The 17,450-nt window shown below is 65.3% G+C and carries 14 protein-coding genes; 7 read left to right on the top strand and 7 right to left on the bottom strand.

The annotated features are described in order from the left end of the window. The first annotated feature begins 457 nt into the window (after positions 1-457). Together CS006_RS08730 and smc are read left to right on the top strand one after the other, a co-directional pair. The gene (locus CS006_RS08730) at positions 458-1,891 is read left to right on the top strand and encodes a bifunctional folylpolyglutamate synthase/dihydrofolate synthase (RefSeq protein ID WP_100511431.1); all 1,434 of its coding nucleotides are present in this window, start codon (positions 458-460) and stop codon (positions 1,889-1,891) included. Between the two features lie 72 nt (positions 1,892-1,963). After that, the gene (gene smc, locus CS006_RS08725) at positions 1,964-5,548 is read left to right on the top strand and encodes a chromosome segregation protein SMC (protein WP_100511430.1); all 3,585 of its coding nucleotides are present in this window, start codon (positions 1,964-1,966) and stop codon (positions 5,546-5,548) included. A gap of 83 nt (positions 5,549-5,631) precedes the next feature. Here smc and CS006_RS08720 read toward each other — a convergent pair whose 3' ends face one another. Further along, on the bottom strand, positions 5,632-6,882 hold the full coding sequence (locus tag CS006_RS08720) for a carboxylate--amine ligase (protein ID WP_100511429.1): 1,251 nt from the start codon (positions 6,880-6,882) through the stop codon (positions 5,632-5,634). A 196-nt stretch (positions 6,883-7,078) separates the two neighbouring features. On the opposite strand from CS006_RS08720, the gene CS006_RS08715 reads away from it, so the two are divergent. Then, positions 7,079-8,290 (top strand): DegT/DnrJ/EryC1/StrS family aminotransferase, encoded by a 1,212-nt coding sequence (locus tag CS006_RS08715; protein WP_100511428.1) that lies wholly within the window; start codon positions 7,079-7,081, stop codon positions 8,288-8,290. Positions 8,291-8,423: 133 nt separating this feature from the next. Here the strand turns inward: CS006_RS08715 and CS006_RS08710 are convergent, their stop codons facing one another. From CS006_RS08710 to CS006_RS08700, 3 genes are all read right to left on the bottom strand, one after another. Then, positions 8,424-9,425 carry a lipid II:glycine glycyltransferase FemX gene (locus tag CS006_RS08710; protein WP_100511427.1) on the bottom strand — a complete coding sequence of 334 codons (1,002 nt, stop codon included), beginning with the start codon at positions 9,423-9,425 and terminating at the stop codon, positions 8,424-8,426. Positions 9,426-9,515: 90 nt separating this feature from the next. Then, positions 9,516-11,072, bottom strand: coding sequence for a UDP-N-acetylmuramoyl-L-alanyl-D-glutamate--2,6-diaminopimelate ligase (locus CS006_RS08705; RefSeq protein WP_100511595.1), 1,557 nt, complete (start codon positions 11,070-11,072; stop codon positions 9,516-9,518). A 155-nt stretch (positions 11,073-11,227) separates the two neighbouring features. Continuing rightward, a complete protein-coding gene (locus CS006_RS08700) occupies positions 11,228-11,986 on the bottom strand; it encodes an exonuclease domain-containing protein (RefSeq protein WP_100511426.1) in 759 nt (252 codons plus the stop codon). Positions 11,987-12,147: 161 nt separating this feature from the next. Here CS006_RS08700 and CS006_RS08695 point away from each other — a divergent pair, with 161 nt between their 5' ends. Together CS006_RS08695 and CS006_RS08690 are read left to right on the top strand one after the other, a co-directional pair. After that, positions 12,148-12,789: a sigma-70 family RNA polymerase sigma factor gene (locus CS006_RS08695; protein WP_100511594.1), complete on the top strand. Its 642-nt coding sequence runs from the start codon at positions 12,148-12,150 to the stop codon at positions 12,787-12,789. Further along, positions 12,786-13,097, top strand: a complete 312-nt coding sequence (locus CS006_RS08690; RefSeq protein ID WP_100511425.1) for a hypothetical protein — start codon at positions 12,786-12,788, stop codon at positions 13,095-13,097. Before CS006_RS08695 ends, CS006_RS08690 begins: the two co-directional genes overlap by 4 nt. A 100-nt stretch (positions 13,098-13,197) precedes the next feature. On the opposite strand, the gene CS006_RS11140 is transcribed toward CS006_RS08690, so the two are convergent. Both CS006_RS11140 and CS006_RS08685 read right to left on the bottom strand, forming a co-directional pair. Beyond that, positions 13,198-13,272 (bottom strand): 50S ribosomal protein bL37, encoded by a 75-nt coding sequence (locus CS006_RS11140; protein ID WP_369299097.1) that lies wholly within the window; start codon positions 13,270-13,272, stop codon positions 13,198-13,200. Positions 13,273-13,395: 123 nt separating this feature from the next. Then, a complete protein-coding gene (locus CS006_RS08685; protein WP_100511424.1) occupies positions 13,396-14,349 on the bottom strand; it encodes an aldose 1-epimerase family protein in 954 nt (317 codons plus the stop codon). 129 nt (positions 14,350-14,478) lie between these two features. Between CS006_RS08685 and CS006_RS08680 the strand changes: the two genes are divergently transcribed. Together CS006_RS08680 and CS006_RS08675 are read left to right on the top strand one after the other, a co-directional pair. After that, positions 14,479-15,462 (top strand): 4-hydroxy-3-methylbut-2-enyl diphosphate reductase, encoded by a 984-nt coding sequence (locus tag CS006_RS08680; RefSeq protein ID WP_100511423.1) that lies wholly within the window; start codon positions 14,479-14,481, stop codon positions 15,460-15,462. Positions 15,463-15,574: 112 nt separating this feature from the next. Then, positions 15,575-16,852, top strand: a complete 1,278-nt coding sequence (locus tag CS006_RS08675; protein ID WP_165777319.1) for a zinc ribbon domain-containing protein — start codon at positions 15,575-15,577, stop codon at positions 16,850-16,852. A 42-nt stretch (positions 16,853-16,894) separates the two neighbouring features. Here CS006_RS08675 and ybaK read toward each other — a convergent pair whose 3' ends face one another. Further along, on the bottom strand, positions 16,895-17,401 hold the full coding sequence (ybaK, locus tag CS006_RS08670; protein WP_100511593.1) for a Cys-tRNA(Pro) deacylase: 507 nt from the start codon (positions 17,399-17,401) through the stop codon (positions 16,895-16,897). Positions 17,402-17,450: the final 49 nt, after the last annotated feature.

Genomic DNA, 17,450 nt, shown 5'->3' with positions numbered 1-17,450 from the left:
AATGAGTGGACACGCCACTCGATGATTCCGTGCCGGGAAATCGTGGCAGGGAACGTCAATGGCAGATGGATTCGGATTCCGTGACGGAACCATCGCATACCGGTCGGACGCGAACGTTGAAATCATGCGGTTTCGTATTGGAAAGGTGCGGGGAATCCTGTCAGGGAACGATGAAATAGGAAGTCTCGTTCTTCCATGCCAAGGAATTGTGGCGGGGAATGGCGGGATGAGGAACTTCGGCACTCCGTGCCAAGAGAGTCGCGTCACGGAATGGGACATCGACGGTGATGAATGTTCCGTGGCATCGTGCTCATGTGGAAAGGCTCGATCCTTGGGGAGAACGCGGCGGATGTTCGCCCACACCGTAGCGGGTGAGCCCGGTCACGGCGATTGCCTAGAATACATCGAGCGAAAAAGTAAGTGATTCGACGCCCTGATCGGGCAATGAAGGCGGAGTATGTCGTTCGAACATCCCAACAGGGAGGGCAAGACCCTCGACGAAGTGTACCGTACGATCATGGGGCGTGCCCCGGAGCATGACTTCGATCCGAAGATCGACCGCATGGCCGAGATCATGGACATGTTGGGCAACCCCCAGCAGTCGTTCCGCGTGGTGCACATCACCGGCACCAACGGCAAGGGATCCACGGCCCGCATGGTCGAATCCCTGTGCCGCCACTACGGACTGCGCACCGGCCTGTATACGTCGCCGCACGTGGAGAAGGTGACCGAACGCATCCGCATCGACGGCCAGCAGCTCTCCGACGACGAGTTCATCGACATCTGGGACCAAGTCAAGGGCTTCATCGACATGCTCGACGCCAAGTCCGCCAAGCTCGGCGACCCGAAGATGAGCTTCTTCGAGGTGCTCACCACCATGGCGTTCTGGGCGTTCGCCGACGCCCCGGTCGACGTGGCCGTTGTCGAGGTCGGCATGGGTGGCCTATGGGATGCGACCAACGTGCTTGACGGCGACGCGTCCATCATCGGCCCCGTCGACATGGACCACATGCAGTGGCTGGGCGACACCGTCGAACAGATCGCCGAGCAGAAGGCCGGCATCATCAAGCCGAACTCCACCGTGATCGTCGGTCCACAGCCTCATGCCGAGCAGGTCATGCCGATCATCGAAGGCACCGTGCGCGAAAAGCACGCGCAGGGACTGGTGCGCGACGGCGAGGAGATGGAGGTCGTCTCCCGCAAGCCCGCCGTCGGCGGCCAGCTCGTCACGCTGCGCACCCCCAACGGCCTGTACGAGGACGTTCCCGTCTCCATGTTCGGCGAGCACCAGGCGCACAACGCGCTGAGCGCCCTCGCCGCGGCCGAGGTGGTCGTGCCGGTCAACGGCCCGCTCGACGGCGACGTCGTCGCCGAATCGCTGAGCTCCGTCAGGGTGCCGGGCCGCATCGAGGTGGTCCGCACCTCGCCGACCATCATCGTGGACGGCGGACACAACCTCAACGCCGTCAATGCGCTGCGCGACGCCATCGAGGAGAACTTCGACTTCCAGCAGCTCGTCGGCGTGGTCTCCATGATGGCCGACAAGGACGTGGAGGATGTGCTCGGCGTGCTCGAGCCCATGCTCGACACCATCGTCGTCACCGAGAACTCGTGGAAGGGCCGCGTCATGTCGGCCGAGGATCTTGAGAAGATCGCCGTCGACGTGTTCGGAGAGGATCGCGTGATCCGCAAGGACTTCCTGCCCGACGCCATCCAGACGGCTGTCGACCTCGTCGACGCCGCCGACGAGACGGGCGTCGGCTACGGCCACGGCGTGCTCGTCTGCGGCAGCTTCGTCACCGCCGGCGACGCCCGTCATCTGCTCAAGGAGCAGATGAACGAGGACCTGAAGAAGCCGAAGTCCGAGCGCGTCGATTCCGAGCAGGACTGAACGAGGCGGTTCCCCACACGCACCACGGCGCCGCCGCGCGCGGCGCCCAGATCACCATATAGGCATCACCATATGTATCTCAAGGAACTCACGCTCAAGGGGTTCAAATCCTTCGCATCGGCCACCACGCTGCGGTTCGAGCCGGGAATCACCGCCGTGGTCGGCCCCAATGGGTCCGGCAAATCCAATATCGTCGACGCCCTGACCTGGGTCATGGGCGAACAGGGGGCCAGGAACCTTCGCGGCACCTCCATGGAGGACGTGATCTTCGCAGGCACGTCCTCCAGGCCGCCGCTGGGCCGCGCGCAGGTGAGCCTCACCATCGACAACACCGACCGTACGCTCGACATCGACTACACGGAAGTCACCATCACCCGCACGATCTTCCGCAGCGGCGGCTCGGAATACGCCATCAACGGTTCCCCATGCCGACTGCTCGACATCCAGGAGCTGCTCAGCGACACCGGTCTCGGCTCGCACATGCATGTGATCGTGGGTCAGGGGCGCCTCGACCAGATCCTGCGCGCCGACCCCTCCGGCCACCGCGCCTTCATCGAGGAGGCCGCCGGCATCCTCAAGCACCGCAAGCGCAAGGAGCGCGCGCTGCGCAAGCTCGCCGCCACGCAGACGAACCTCTCCCGTCTCGACGACCTGCTCGGCGAGATCCGCCGGCAGATGGGGCCGCTCGGACGCCAGGCCCGAGTCTCGCGACGCGCCGACGCCATACAGATCGCCATGCGCGACGCCCAGGCGAGACTGCTGGCCGACGACGCGTCCCACATCGTCGGCCAGCGCGACGACGTGCGCGGCCGGCTTACGAAGGTCCGTGGCGAACTCGCCGGACTGCAGCGGGAGATGGCGGGTATAAAACTGCGCATCGAACAGGCCGAGAACGCCTCCCGTGCGGCCAGCCCCGAAATATCGAGGCTCACCGGCATATGGCATGAGATGGGCCAGATTCAGGAGCGTCTGCGCTCGCTGGGCTCGCTCGCCGAGGAAAGGCGACGCTCGTTCGAAGACCAGATCGTCACCGATTTCGGCGACGACCCACAACTGCTCGACAACCGCGCGAACGAGCTCGCCGGTCAGGCACGGCAACGCGAACGCGAAGCCGACGACCTGCGTCGGGAACTCGACGGCACCATCGAACATCGTTCCGACATCGAACGGCGTCTCGCATCGCTGCAGCAGACCAGCGAGGAACTGCGCACGGCCACCCGGCAGCGCGAGTCTCAGCGGTCGTCCCTGCGCGAACGCATCGCCCGCGAGGAGACGATGGCGCAGGCCGTCGCCATGCGTCACGACGACGCCGTCGCCCAGCGCGAGGCATCGGCCGCCGACCTCGCCGCCGCAACGGACACGTTGCGCACGGCACAGGCCTCGGCCACGGAATCCGGCGACGACGAGACCTCTCTGACCAAGGCCCGGCGCGATCTCGCACAGGCGAACGCCGCCACCGGAGACATCGAGAACCATCTGCGCAGCCTGGACACGGACATCGCCTCATTGCAGGCCAAGGCCGAGGCACTCGCCGACACGTTGGCGAACCGTAGCTCCTCGACGGTCTGGGAGAGGAACCGCTCATTGCCGACGCTGGGACGGCTCGTGGACTTCATCCGCGTGACCGAAGGCTGGGAGGACGCCGTCTCCCGCGCGCTCGGCGACCTCGCCGGCGCCATGATCGTTCCCGACGACGACAGCATGCTCGCCGCATTGCGGCAGGCCGTAGACGACCGTATGGGCAAGGCCTCGATAGTGCGACCGGGCATGGACGTCGCCCGTTATGATGATGGTCATTCGCATGATGGGACCGATGCCGATGCGATCTCGCCGGCGACGCTGATCGACGCCAACCCCCATGCCACGGACGAGCGTGTCGCGCGCGCGGTCGTGCATGCGGTGGTCACGCTGCTTGACGACGTGGCGTTCGTGCATACCCGGCAGGAGGCGCTGGACGCCGTGGCCCACGGCCGTCACCGTGCGGTGACGATCCAGGGCGAGGTCTTCCAGCGGGGCGTGGCCGCCACGGGCGGCACGGCGTCATCCCACAGCGATCTGAACCTGGCCGCACGCCGTGACAAGGCCATCGCACGGGCGGCCGAACTGCGGGCCGAACGCGAACGCATCGTTCGCAGCCTCGACGAGGCGCAGAGGTCCGTCTCCGCCGCCGCACAGCGCGTGCAGCAGGAACAGGACGCGCTCACCGAACGCAGGATGCATGCGCAGCAGGCCGCCGCCGCGGTACGGGCGGCACGGCATGACGTCGAATCGCTGACCTGCGCCATGGAGGCGGCGGAGCGGAAGATCGCACAGCTCGCCGAAGAACGAAAAACCCATCTGGCAACGGTACAGGACCTCCATGACGCACTGCAGGCGTTGGAGAACACCGAGGACGCCGACACGGACCTCGACGCGCTCGCCGGACGCGAGCGGGAGCTTGCGGCCTCGCTCGCGTCCGTTCGGGAAACCGAGCTTGCCGTCACCATGCGTTGGAAGGACGCCGGACGCGAGGCCGCCTCATACCGTCGTCAGGAGACGCTGCTGCGGGACAATGCCGAACGCAGCCGTCGTCGTCGGACGGAACTCGAGGCATCGAACCGACGTCGACGCGAGCAGGCCGAGCAGGCCGCCGGCATCGCCGCAATGGCCGCCGCAGCCGCCGAAAGCCTCTCCACGAGAATCGCGACGGTGGAGGCGCGCCGTGAGAAGCTTCAGAGGGAATCCTCGGCGTACGACGACGAACTTGCTGGACTCAGGACCCGTCGTGACGAACTCGATCCGCAGGTATCCGAGCTGCAGCGCAGCGAGCATGCGCTGGACGTGGACCGCGAGCGCCTGACGACGCGGCACGACGAACTCGCCGAACGGATATCCGATGTGCTGGGCATGACGTTCGACGAGGTAATCGCGCAATATGGTCCCGATCAGCCCGTGCCGGTCGTCGACTCCGACGGGGAGGTGTCCGGCGGGACGCCGTATGTGCGCGAGGAGCAGGAGCGCAGGCTGGAGCAGGCGCGCCGCGACCTGGCCAGGCTTGGGCGAATCAATCCTCTGGCCACGGAGGAGTTCGAGGCGTTGCAGGCGCGCAACAGGTATCTCAACGAGCAGCGCAACGACGTCGTCAAGTCGCGTGACGATCTGATGACGCTGGTCGATGAGCTCGACCGGACGATGATCGATGTGTTCCGCAAGGCCTTCGACGACACCGCCGAGGCATTCGAGCGGATGTTCTCCGTGTTGTTCCCCGGCGGACATGGCTCGCTCGTGTTGGAGAACCCCGATGACCTGCTGTCCACGGGCGTGCTGGTGCGGGCCAGACCCGCCGGCAAGCGGGTGCGTCAGCTGAGCCTGCTTTCCGGCGGCGAGCGCTCGCTGACCGCGCTGGCGTTCCTGCTCGCCATCTTCGAGGCGCGTCCCAGCCCGTTCTATGTGATGGATGAGGTGGAGGCCGCTCTCGATGATGTGAATCTCACGCGTCTGCTCAATGCGCTCGATGAGCTGCGGGAGCATGCGCAGCTCATCGTCATCACGCATCAGCAGCGCACCATGGGAGTCGCCGATGCGCTGTATGGGGTCACCATGCGTGCGGACGGCGTGACCGCTGTGGTCTCGCAGCGGTTGGAGCATTCCTTGGAGCGGATTGCCGCGGGCGACTAGCGTCTGTGCGAATACAGGGCGGGACGGGAGGATTCCTGGGAATCCATCCCGCCCCGCCCTTACGTTTTCCGTGGGGAACGTTCCTAGAAGCCGGTGTCAGTGGGCTTCGGATAGTACTTGCCGAACTTGCGGTACTGGTTGAGCTCCGATTCGGTCAAGTGCAGCCAGCGCTTGAATCCGCCGTCCTTCGGGTTGCGCTGCGGATTGATGCGGCCGGCCTTCTGCAGTCGCCTCACCTGTGCCTTGAGATCGGGGTCGACCACATAGCGCAGCAGCAGACGGTCGGGGATGATCGAGTACAGTACTTCGCCGTCGGCCACGCGGGGCGCCATCGGATGCCCGTCGATGACGTCGGAGACGAGCACCTCCATCGGGTTGATGCCGGCGCCGTACACGTAGAAGCTGTTGCGGCCGATACGTGGATTGACCTCGAGGAAATAGAATTTCCCGGTGTTCGGGTCGCGTTTGACGTCGAAGTTGGCGAAACCGCGGTAGGGGAGCGATTCGAGGAACCGCTTCGCCGGCTGGAGGATCTCGTCGATCGGTTCGGTGATCATGGAGCACGGGTTGCCCAGCGTGGCGGGATGATGCTCCTCCAGCAGCACGCGTGCCGAGCACAGCAGCGACACCGTTCCCGTGGAGTCCACGTATGCGGTGACCGAATACATCTCGGTGTCGTCGCCCTCGACGAGCTCCTGTGCGACGAACGTGCCGCGGAACCCGGCGTCGGCCAGCCTGTGCCACAGGGCGGTCAGCTGCTCGTTCGTGTCGATGCGGTAGACCTTCTGACGTCCCTCGAACATCAGGTTCTCGTATTCGGAGCTGTCGGCCGGCTTGGCCACCACGGGGAACGCGAGGTCGGCCGGCGTGGGCTGCGGCTGCCATCCGTTCGTGTCGGCGCCGGAGAAGTCCTCGTAGAACGACTTCGGCACGGGCATGCCCTGCGCGGTCGCCAGTCGCTCGAAGCCCTGCTTGTCGCTCACCTGCTCGATGACGTCCAACGGCGGGATCGGCACCACGTAGTAGCGTTCCAGCTCCTCGCGGTGCGACGCCAGCACATGGATGCGCCAGTCGGTGTTGGCCAGCAGCAGCAGTCTGCGCTTCGGATTGCGGGTCCTGAGGTCCTTGCCCAGTCGGAGCAGCTCCTCGACCAGGGGGCCTTCCTCGTTGGCCTCGGCGAATTCGTGGCGCGTGATGATCGCCGAATCACGGATCGCGTTGGGGTTATAGGCGGTCACCATAATCGGCTTGACGCCATAGGCGTCATTGAGTTCGCGGGCCAGCGCATAGGCGCCGAGGTCGCCGCCGAGGATGATCGGCTGAAAAGATGCCATATCGTATTACGTCCTTATCAATACCATTGTCGTATGCTCGGCCATCCCCGCGGGATGGCCGTTCCAAGGCTTCTGTCATTCTACAATCACGTATGATGGCGTGGCGCGATTCGGCCGTCGGACACGGTGTCGGCATGCCGCATCATCGGTCGTGCCGCGATATCGTGGTGTCATCACCGTCGAGGAAAGAGGTTTCATGAACGATCGACTTTCGGCCCGTCAGCGGGTCTCGGGGCTGTGCGACGCCCTGGCCGCACGCACGGGAACGGACGCCCGGGACTGGTTCCCGGTGTTCAAGGCGCGCTACGGCATGCAGGTGGCGTTCGATGCCATCAAGGGCAGGCGCGGCAGGGGAGCCGTGATGACCCAGCTGTTCACCTGCTGCACGGCGGTCGACCCCATCGTATGCACCGGGTTCGCGCCGCAGTACGCCGATGTGGACGCCGATACGCTGTCCATCGACGTGGACTCGGCGAACCGCCTCGCCGCCGTCGACGATCTTCGCGCAGTCATGCTGCAGCACACGTTCGGCCTGATCGACGACGCATCGTCCCGGCGACTGGCTTCCTTCGCCCGCGAACGCAAGGCCCTGGTCATCGAGGACTGTGCCCACTGCGTGACGCGCATGGCCCGCGACGGCGGGGAAACGCCATTGGCCGACATATCCGTGCACTCCTTCGGCGTGGAGAAGATTCTGCCCACGCGTTTCGGCGGCGCCATCTGGATCAATCCGAGACTCGCCGCGACCGACCCCCAGCTGGACGCGGACCTGCGTCGCCATCTCGGACGTCTGCCGCGTCCCACGAAACGCATCGGCATGGTCACCAGACTGTATGTGAACGAGAACCGTGTATTGAGCAGACTCCCCGGAGGCTCGGGCGGCGCGCTGCGCTCGCTGCTGACGAACATCGGCCTGTATGAGCCGCCGATCGCCGAATCCGAGCGTCGCGGCCGGCTTGCCTACGGACCCATGGGCATGACCCCATGGATGGCACGCCGCGCCACGGCCGGCATCGACGCCCTCGACGCCAACGAGACCGGCCGCCGCCGGGTGACGGCGATATACCGCGACGGGCTGCACGATCTCGAAGCCGTGCACATCCCCGGCCGCATCCTCGACGGCGAGGCCCAGCCGCTGCTGCGATTCCCCCTGTTCGCCCAGGACACGCCGCAGGCCGAACGCATCATCGCTTCCGTGAGGGCCGTGGGCGGCTACGCCGAACGCTGGTATCGTCCCGAACTGTTCCCCGGGGTCGTCGACGGGCACGCCTACGGTCTTGACACGCTCGACCGTTCGACGGTGCAGGTCACCGGTCGATTGGTCGAAGGAGCGGTGAGCCTGCCCACCGAGGTCGGTCTCGACAGGGCCGGCGAGATCGTTACCGCCGTGCGTTCCGCAATCGCATAGCGGATGCCGTCGCCGACGGTGACACCATGTCGGCGAATGCGACAAAGAAAGGGCCGTCGTCCGGGATGAACCGGACAACGACCCTTTTTGCGTGTGGCAGGCGGTGAGGACAGGAATCCGCCTGACCTGCCGCCTACTTCTTCAGCGCGTTCTTGACGGACTTGGCGACCTTGAGGGAGCGGTAGAACGCCTTCTTGATCGGCATGTCGTGGCCGGCGGCCACAGGCGTGATCTCGTCGGTGAACTTGCACTTGAACTCGTTAAGGCCCTTGAGGCTCGGTGCGAAGTCGGAGCCGATGCCCATGAGGTCGTATTCGGTGATGCCCTGGGCGCCCAGCATGCAGCACTCGTTGTACAGCAGCTTGTCGGTCACGTGCAGGCGCATGACCTCGTTGCGCATGCCGGCGTAGTAGCGCACCGCATGCGTGCCGTTCACGGTGACGATGGACCAGGCGACCACACGGCCGTCGATGCGGGCGGCGAACACACGGCAGTGGTCGGGGCCGAGCGCGCCGATCATGTCGGAATAGTCGGTGATGGGGGCCGGGGTGAAGCCGTCGCGCTTGCCGGTCTCCACCATCACGTCGTAATACTCGGTGAAGTCCTTGAGCGCCTGCCGGGTCTCGTCGGCGCTGTCGGCCGGGCATTCGCGCAGCGCCTTGCGCACGTCGCGGCGTCCGCGGCGCTTCATGCGCTTGAGGATCTCCTCGTCGCCGCCGGTCACGTCGATGACCACGGTCTGGTCATACGGCACGGTGGACAGCACGGTGTCGTAGTCCTCGCCGAACCACACGTCAAGACGCAGGAACGCCTGGCGCTTGTCCTCGCCGTGCACGAAATCGACGACGGCCCTCACCACGTCGCGCTCCAGTTCCTGCTCCGGCTTGCCGGACAGCCACACCGGGCCGTGCATGGAACGCAGGTAATGATAGCCGTGCGTCTCCATGTCGATGAGCAGCAGCACGGCCACCGGCTCGCCGTCGCGCTTCGCGACGAGCGTGCCCCACGGTTCGCGGCCGGGGATGTCCTTCTGGAACCTCGCCCACACCTCGGTCTGCTCGATCGGCAGCGTGACGCCGGCCTCGCCGGCCAGACGCTCGCATTCCTCGAACGACGTCTTCTCAACGGAAATCATGAAACCTCCACTCGGGTCTTTCATTTGCGTAAGTCAACAGATCGGCGGCCACGATTCGGACCGCCGCTTCAGGCATTGCCGAGCCGGTCGTCAGGCGTTGCCGCCCAGGCCGAACAGCCGTTCGATGATGCGGTCGTCGCCCTCGAACGGCACATGCTTGTTGTGCTCCTTGATCCAGCGCTCGTCGCCCTTGCCGATGATCAGGATCACATCGAAACGGTCCTGATGCGCACGGGCGTCGTACACGGCGCTGGTGATGGCGGTCGGACGATCGGAGATGACCGTGGAGGCGACGTCCTTGTTCGTGATGTAGCCCTGCATCTGCATGCAGATGTCGATGAACGGCTCGGTATCGGTGTCTTCCGCGGTGAACACGAAGTTGCCGATGCGGTCCTGCGCGGCCCTGACGATCTCCTCGCGGCGGTCGTACGCCTTGTTGCCGGCCGAGCCGGTGATCAGCGTGATGTGCGGGGAGCGGGCGCCATAGCGTTCGTCCACGAAGTCCAGCAGCGCCGTGACGCTGGCGTAGTTGTGGGCGTAGTCCACGATGGCCAGCGTATCGCTCTGCGTGTCGGTGAACTGCTCCATACGGCCGGCGATGCGGACCGATTCGAGCGCATGCAGCGCCTCGACGTCGTCGGACGGCACCCCCGCCGCCCTCGCGATGGTGATGGCCGCAGCGGCGTTGGCGTAGTTGAAGTCGCCGTCGATCGCCAGATGGAACCTGCCGAGGTCCTCGCCCTTGCACGTGATGTCGAAGTCGACGTGATCGGCGTCGGCGGGGCTCGCCACCGTGTCGGCCGGGGTGGAGGAGCCTGCGGTGTGCAATGCGAACGTGTCGACGTCGATGCCGTGCGCCGCCGCGTCCTCGCGCAGCAGGTCGGCGTGCGCGGCGTCGACGTTGAGCACCAGACGGCGGCTGTTGGCGACCAGCTGGCGCTTGCAGTGGAAGTAGTCCTCGAACGTCGGATGCTCGATGGGGCTGATGTGGTCGGGGGAGATGTTGAGGAACGCGCCGACGTCGAACGTCAGACCGTAGACGCGGTCCACCTTGTACGCCTGCGACGAGACCTCCATGACCAGATACCTCATGCCGTTGTCGACGGCGGTTCGCATCATGCGGAACGCGTCCATGGACTCCGGCGTGGTCAGGTCCGACTCCTCGTAATGCTCGCCGTCGAGGCAGTTGTCGACGGAGGAGAACAGCGCGGCCTTGCCGTGCGAGGCGGCATTGAGGATGGCCTGCGTGAAGTACGCCGTGGTCGTCTTGCCCTTGGTGCCGGTCACGCCGACCACCGTGAGCGAATCCTGCGGACGGCCGTAGAACGCCGACGACAGCAGGCTCATGGCCTTGCGCACGTCGTCGACGATCAGGCCCGTGGCGCCGGTCACGTCGGAGTAGTCCGTCTCGGCCACGTAGCACGGCAGCTTGGCGGCGTCGGCTCCCGCCAGATACTCGGCCTTGAACCGTCCCTTGCAGAACAGCAGCGTGCCGTCGTTTATGGCACGAGAATCATAGGAGACCGCGGTGAACTCGGTCTCGGGCAGACGGCTCGGATCGAGGGTCCACATGGACGGGGTGATGATTTCACGAAGCAGATGATGTTCTTTGAGCAGGTCTACGGCCGAAGCGAGTGTAAGGGTCATGTTCTCCATAGTTCTTTCATGCGCCGATGGTTGTGCATCGTCGGCTTCCATGACCGTATGCGGCCGTGAAAGCCAACTGCCAGTCTACATCCCGCGCGCTCGCGGGATATGTCGAGCGTGTACCGATTTGGTGAGGAAGCACGGGGCGGCCTCCGCTAGTCCTGGTCCTTCCCGAACCAGTCCTCGCGGATGGGACGTCGTCCCCTCGCCTCGAGCCAGCGGTTGAACGACTCCTTCCATTCGGCGTGGGCCGCGCGCTGCCAGTCCATGAGTTCATCGAGCCTCAGGGCGGCGGCGTCCGGATGCAGCCGTGCGATTGGCGCGACCAGGTCCACGGCGGCGATGGTGTCGGCGGTGGCGTCGTGGAAGTCCCCGTGGGGCTCCACGCCGTAGTAGAAGGTGGTGTCGGTGAGCGTGCGCTTGCCCTTGCGGTGGGAGACCTTGCGGTCGATGACCAGAGGATCGATGACGAGCAGGCCGTCGTTCAGACGCTCATGCAGCGGCTTGAGATCCCACCGGGCCAGATCGCCCTCCAGCATATGCACGTCGAACGGCGCGTTGTAGGCGAGCAGGGGGACGCGACGGTTCTGCGCCTCGGCGATGACGGAGGCGATGGCTTCGAGCAGCTCGACCGGCTCGCCGCCGTTGGCCTGCAGGAACTCGTCGGTGAAGCCGTTGACGCGCGAGGCGCCGGGGGAGACGGGGCGGTGCGGGTTCATCAGCCATTCGCCGACGACGTCGCCGTCGTGTCCTTTGGCCGGGTCACGCAGCACCAGCGTCGCCGAGCAGATGGCGTCGCTGCCGGCCCGTGTGCCGGTGGTCTCGGTGTCGAATCCCAGGATGCGGGTGTCCGCCAGCGTCGTGTCCTCGGATTGGGCGGCAATGGAGTCAAGGGCCTGAAGCAATTCGGTCATGCCATGTATTGTCGCGATGTTGCCCGACAAATCACGGCCGTGAATCGCCGGCCCGTTCAGCAGGGGCGCCGCGGACGGCGTGGCACAATGGAGGGGTGGCTGAGACGAATACACCGGAAACCGATGGCGAGGCGAGGCGCGCCGAATTCGAGGCGCTGGCCATGCCCGTCGTCGACGGCCTGTACCGGCAGGCCATGAAACTCACCAACAACCCCGACGACGCGCAGGACCTCGTGCAGGACACGTTCGAGCGCGCCTACAAGCATTACGGATCGTTCAGGCAGGGCACGAACTTCGCCGCATGGATGACCACCATCGAACGCAACCTCTACTTCAACCAGTACCAGAAGGCCAAGCGCCGCCCGCAGCGCGCCAACGACTCGACCGGCGAATACGACGACTGGGACATCTATTCCGCGTCCGAACACAGTTCGGAGGGGCTCAAATCCGCCGAGGAGACATATCAGGACGCGTTCGCGCCCGAGGAGATCATGGCGGCGCTGGACAAGCTCAGTCCCGAACGCCGGCAGGTGTTCATCGACGCGGCCATCGACGGCAAGTCGTACCAGCAGGTCGCCGACGAGCAGGGCGTGAAGATCGGCACGGTGATGAGCCGTCTCAACCGCGCCCGCGCCCAGCTCAAGCAGGAGCTCGCCGCATATGCGAAGGAACGCGGATACCGGACCGGCGGCGGACGGCGCGGACGGGTTTCACCAACCGCGAACGGCAAGGCCGGGCATTCGGGCGATAATGGAGGAAGCGCCGTGAAACGCGGCGCGGACACGGAAGGGAAGCGACTATGAACGGGCATGTGGAACGCCATACCAGCGTGAGCGTCACCGGCGACGCTTCCGGCGTCGTACGACGCACCATGGTGGAGGAGACGGTCATCAGGGTCGACGGCGGTGATGCCGCGACGACGTCGTTGCCGGCATCCGACGGCATGGGAGACTGCTTCGACATCGACAGCTGCTGCGATGCGCGCGAGAAGGCCATGATCGAGGCGCTGCGCGCCTACCTTAGGCCGGTGAACGCCCCGGACTGCCTGATAGACCGGCTCCATCGATGCATCCGGTCGGCTGCGCAGGACGCCGCCCGCGAGCAGCGATAGCATCCGACGGCATGTGCAGCCCCGAAAGGGCGGAAACGTACGAAAAAGGCTCCACGGTTTCCCGTGGAGCCTTTTGAGCTTCATCGAAGCCTGAATGAAATCAGGCGTTCGGCCTCTTGCCGTGGTTTGCAGCCTTCTTACGGCGGTCACGACGCAGACGTCCGCGCTTGCCCATGTTGGACTCCTTTACTTTGATAGATAAGCCTTGTGGATTATCTCACACATCGCGCGAGTTTACAACTCGCACCGGAAAACACGGAATCACGCGGTCGCGCGTCATGGGCCGGAAACGATGCGATCAGACCTCGGCGGCGCTGATGAACAGCTTCGTCTCGCTCGTCTCGCCCGGCTTGATGACGATGAGGTCGTCGCCGGTGTTGAAGGCGTTGGCATAGGCGGTCTGCGGCTCGACGGCGGTGCCTGCCGGATGCTGGAACGCCGGGAAGCCGGTGCCGGTGCACACCTGGAAGGAGGTGACGGTCTCGTCGCCGCCGACCTTGATCTGCAGGCCGTCGGGGCGGGTGAACGTCGCGTGCACGCTGCCGTCCTCCTCGCGGTACAGGTCGGTCCAGGCGTCATCGAACGGCTGGTTGACCAGCAGCGGATTGTCGCGCATGTCGTACTTCGTGCCGTCCACCGGTTCGGTGCCCGTGGGGATGAGGTTCTCGTCCACGGTCACGTGCGTGTCGGCCGGAACGGTCAGATGGCACTGGGCGTTATGGCCGTCGATCTCGTCGCCGTAGCCGTTGAAGCCGTTGTCGAGCCACGGGTGGATGGCCAGGGCCCACGGGGCGTCCTCGCCGCCGTTGTTGTAGGCGCTCACCGTGATGTGCAGACCGTCCTCGGCGAGCTCGTGCTTCGCGGTGACGATCACGTCGAACGGGTAGCCGTTCATGTTCGGCACGCGCCACGACTGCGTGACGGACGATTCGGTGAGCTCCTCGAGCTTCCAGTAGGAGCGGTAGCCGTAGCCGTGGATGGCGGTGTTGCGCTCATGCTCGTCGATCGGCAGCACGTAGGTCTTGCCCTCGAACGTGTAGGTGCCGGCCTCGATGCGGTTCGGGAACGGGACGAGCAGCTGGCCATGGCAGCAGGTGATCGGATCGTCCGCGCCCAGCGGCACGATCACGTTCTTGCCCTTGTAGGTAACCTTGCGCATGGTGGCGCCGAGCTCGGTGATCACGGCCTTGTAGTCGCCGTAGGAAATCGAATACTGCTGACCGGTGCGCGGAGGCAGGTTCTTTGCCATAATCCATCACTCCCATAGTGAATCGTGTGTATGAACGAATGGTATCGTCACCGCCCAAGTCTACCCTCGGCGACTCCCCATGCCCTACTATGTTATGAGTTCGTTATGGTGGATGCACAGGAAGGCGGCGATATGGGCGGACGAATCGTGTTGGCGGACCCGAGGGGGTTCTGCGCGGGCGTGGACCGGGCCATCCAGACGGTGGAGACCATCCTCTCCGCGGCCGACGGCACGGCGCGGCCCGACGGCGTGCCCCCCGTCTACGTGCGTCGGCAGATCGTGCACAACCGGCACGTGGTGGGGGACCTCGCCGCGCAGGGCGCCGTGTTCGTCGAGGAGCTCGACGAGATTCCCGACGAGGCCGTCGAACACGGCGTGCCCGTCGTGTTCTCCGCCCACGGCGTATCGCCGGCCATCCAGCAGGAGGCACGGCGCCGCGGCATGCACGTGGTGGACGCCACATGCCCGCTGGTGAGCAAGGTGCATCGCGAGGTGCTGCGCTACGTGCGCGAAGGCTACGAGATCGTCTACATCGGTCATCGAGGCCACGACGAGGCCGTCGGCGTGGTGGGGGAGTCGCCCGAGCACGTGCACCTTGTCGAACACGCCAGCGACGTGGAATCCCTGGACTTCCCACCGGATGTAAAGCTCATCTACCTTTCGCAGACCACGCTGTCCATCGACGAGACCCATGCGGTCATCGAGGCGCTCAAGGCACGGTTCCCGTGGATCATCGAGCCGCCGAGCTCCGACATCTGCTACGCCACGCAGAACCGGCAGACCGCCGTCAAATCCGTGGCCGAGCAGTCCGACTGCGTCGTGGTCGTCGGCTCGGCGAACTCCTCGAACTCGGTGCGCCTCATGGAGGTCGCGGAACAGGCGCTCGCCGGTCGCGGCCACGCCCATAGGGTGGACGATGCCGGCGAACTCGACCCGTCATGGTTCGACGGCGTGGGCACGGTGGGCATCACCTCGGGCGCCTCCGTTCCCGAAGATCTGGTCTCCGGGGTCGTGGACGCCCTTGGGCCGCTCGGCTACGACAAGGTCTCCTACGTGACCACCACCAGGGAGAAGATGCATTTCGTGCTGCCCGCCGAACTGCGCAAGGCCAGATAGTCCCACAAGTCCCGCAGTCGCGGACCGTCGCACCGGGCCGCCGTCCGGCGGCACTACAATGTGGGGGAGAACGCCCTATAGAGAGAGCGGAGAGGCGAGGACGGGAGCGGACATGACATGCGTCGGATGCGGTAATGCACTGGAGCCCGAGGATGGTTTCTGCCCGCAGTGCGGTCGGCCGGTCGCATCCTCGTCCGCAGCTGACGAGACCGTCCTGCGTGATTCCGTGCTCGGCGGTCAGGTGTGCCCGCGATGCGGCGCCACCGTGGAGGCCGGCAATATGTTCTGCACCCAATGCGGAGGCAGGATCGACGTGATGCAGACCGCGTCCGGCGTCGCCGGCGAAGGCGACCTGCCGCCGATCGCCATGCCGGGCCGTGCCGAGACTCCGGTTCCCCTCCCCGCGAAACAGACGGGAGCGCAGCCGCCGACAGAACCGGTAGCGGCTTCTGCCGGTTCGAAGACCGACAAACGATTCATCATGGTCATCGCCGCCATCGTCGCGATCGCGCTCGTGGCGGTCATCGGCGCATTCGTCTTCGCCAGGGCATGGAACTCGGGCGTGCGTGATGTCGGTGGCGATTCGACGACACAGACGCAATCGGACTCGACGAACGGCCCCTCGGGTTCCGGTTCCTCCACGGTTTGCGATACCGCGCCCAAGGCCACGGTCACCTCGGTGGATGACGTGAACGGAGGACTCCTGCTCGATGTCGAGTTCTCGTCCGCATGCCAATCCGCCGACAAGGACACGCTCAACGATTCCGGTACGAAGGTTACCGTCACCGACGCGGATGGCAACACCGTGGCGGCGGCCGTATTCGACTTCTCCGCCGACCCCGTCGACCTGACGGCATCGGCGCCCAGCGCCCGACTCGGATTCTCATCGGGGCAGTTCTGGCAGCTCGCCGACCAGATCAGCCCCAGCGCGCTCACCGTATCCGTGCAGTCCGGAGCCAAGGGGAGCGGCGCCGCATCCGAATTGCAGTCCGGAGCCATGGCCGGCTCCGACGCATTGGACGGCGATGCCCGCGAGAACGTGGCCCACGCCGCCCTCGAACAGCGCATCAAGCAGGACAAGTCCACCGCATCGGGCTTCTACACCACGTACACCACGCAGCTTTCCAGCAAGAGGCTCGGTCTCAAGGCCGACGGCAAAACGTGGACGTATCAGGACATCTGGAACGAATTCGTCTCATTCCGCACCAAGTATCCGAACTCCATCCTCATCTGGTCGAACGATTACCCCACCTACACGAAGAACGGTCCGAGCCAGTGGTACGTCACGCTTTCGGGCGAACGGTTCGCCACCACCGACGCCGGCGACTCATGGTGCACCGCCAAGGGACTCAACGACGGCGAGCACTGCCTCGTCGTGGACCTGCAATAGGGAATAGGGACCGCGGCCCGCGCGGAGACGAGAAACCGCCCTTCACCATGTGGCGATGGGAGCGGTGACGGCGTCGAGCACGGCGATGAGATCATGCGGATCCACACCGATGCTCAGACCGCGCTTGCCGCCCGAGACCAGAATCTCATCGAATTCGAGCGCTCCCTCGTCAAGTACGGTGCGATGCCGGGTCTTCTGCCCGAGCGGCGATATGCCGCCGACCACGTAGCCGGTCTGGCGCATGGCCTTCTTCGGGTCGGCCATCGCGGCCTTCTTCGCGCCCACGGCCGCGGCCAGCGCCTTCATGTCGAGGTGCCCGCTCACCGGCACCACGCCCGTCACGAGCTCGTCACCCGTATCGGCCAGCAGCGTCTTGTACACCTGATGCCGGTCGAAGCCGAGCTTCTCCGCCGCCTCGATGCCGTAGCCGTCATCCATGTGGTCGTTCGAATGCTCGTACTCATACAGACGGAACTCCACGCCCGCACGCTCCAGTTGCAGCGTGGCCGGTGTGGAGCCCTTGCCCTTGTCATGCTTCTTTTTGCCCATGACCATCAGTAATACTCGCGACCTCGAACCTTGACGGCCGGCCATGCCG

This window comes from Bifidobacterium primatium, from assembly GCF_002802875.1.
Classification (GTDB): Bacteria; Actinomycetota; Actinomycetes; order Actinomycetales; family Bifidobacteriaceae; genus Galliscardovia; species Galliscardovia primatium.
Note: the sequence above shows the minus strand (reverse complement) of the source record. Positions and strands in the feature narration are given on the sequence as shown.

Excerpts from the sequence above, each read along its gene's own strand:
- CS006_RS08730 (WP_100511431.1), top strand. The coding sequence starts at position 458 with ATGTCGTTCGAACATCCCAACAGGGAGGGCAAGACCCTCGACGAAGTG.
- smc (WP_100511430.1), top strand. The coding sequence starts at position 1,964 with ATGTATCTCAAGGAACTCACGCTCAAGGGGTTCAAATCCTTCGCATCG.
- CS006_RS08720 (WP_100511429.1), bottom strand. The coding sequence starts at position 6,882 with ATGGCATCTTTTCAGCCGATCATCCTCGGCGGCGACCTCGGCGCCTAT.
- CS006_RS08715 (WP_100511428.1), top strand. The coding sequence starts at position 7,079 with ATGAACGATCGACTTTCGGCCCGTCAGCGGGTCTCGGGGCTGTGCGAC.
- CS006_RS08710 (WP_100511427.1), bottom strand. The coding sequence starts at position 9,425 with ATGATTTCCGTTGAGAAGACGTCGTTCGAGGAATGCGAGCGTCTGGCC.
- CS006_RS08705 (WP_100511595.1), bottom strand. The coding sequence starts at position 11,072 with ATGACCCTTACACTCGCTTCGGCCGTAGACCTGCTCAAAGAACATCAT.
- CS006_RS08700 (WP_100511426.1), bottom strand. The coding sequence starts at position 11,986 with ATGACCGAATTGCTTCAGGCCCTTGACTCCATTGCCGCCCAATCCGAG.
- CS006_RS08695 (WP_100511594.1), top strand. The coding sequence starts at position 12,148 with ATGCCCGTCGTCGACGGCCTGTACCGGCAGGCCATGAAACTCACCAAC.
- CS006_RS08690 (WP_100511425.1), top strand. The coding sequence starts at position 12,786 with ATGAACGGGCATGTGGAACGCCATACCAGCGTGAGCGTCACCGGCGAC.
- CS006_RS08680 (WP_100511423.1), top strand. The coding sequence starts at position 14,479 with ATGGGCGGACGAATCGTGTTGGCGGACCCGAGGGGGTTCTGCGCGGGC.
- CS006_RS08675 (WP_165777319.1), top strand. The coding sequence starts at position 15,575 with ATGACATGCGTCGGATGCGGTAATGCACTGGAGCCCGAGGATGGTTTC.
- ybaK (WP_100511593.1), bottom strand. The coding sequence starts at position 17,401 with ATGGGCAAAAAGAAGCATGACAAGGGCAAGGGCTCCACACCGGCCACG.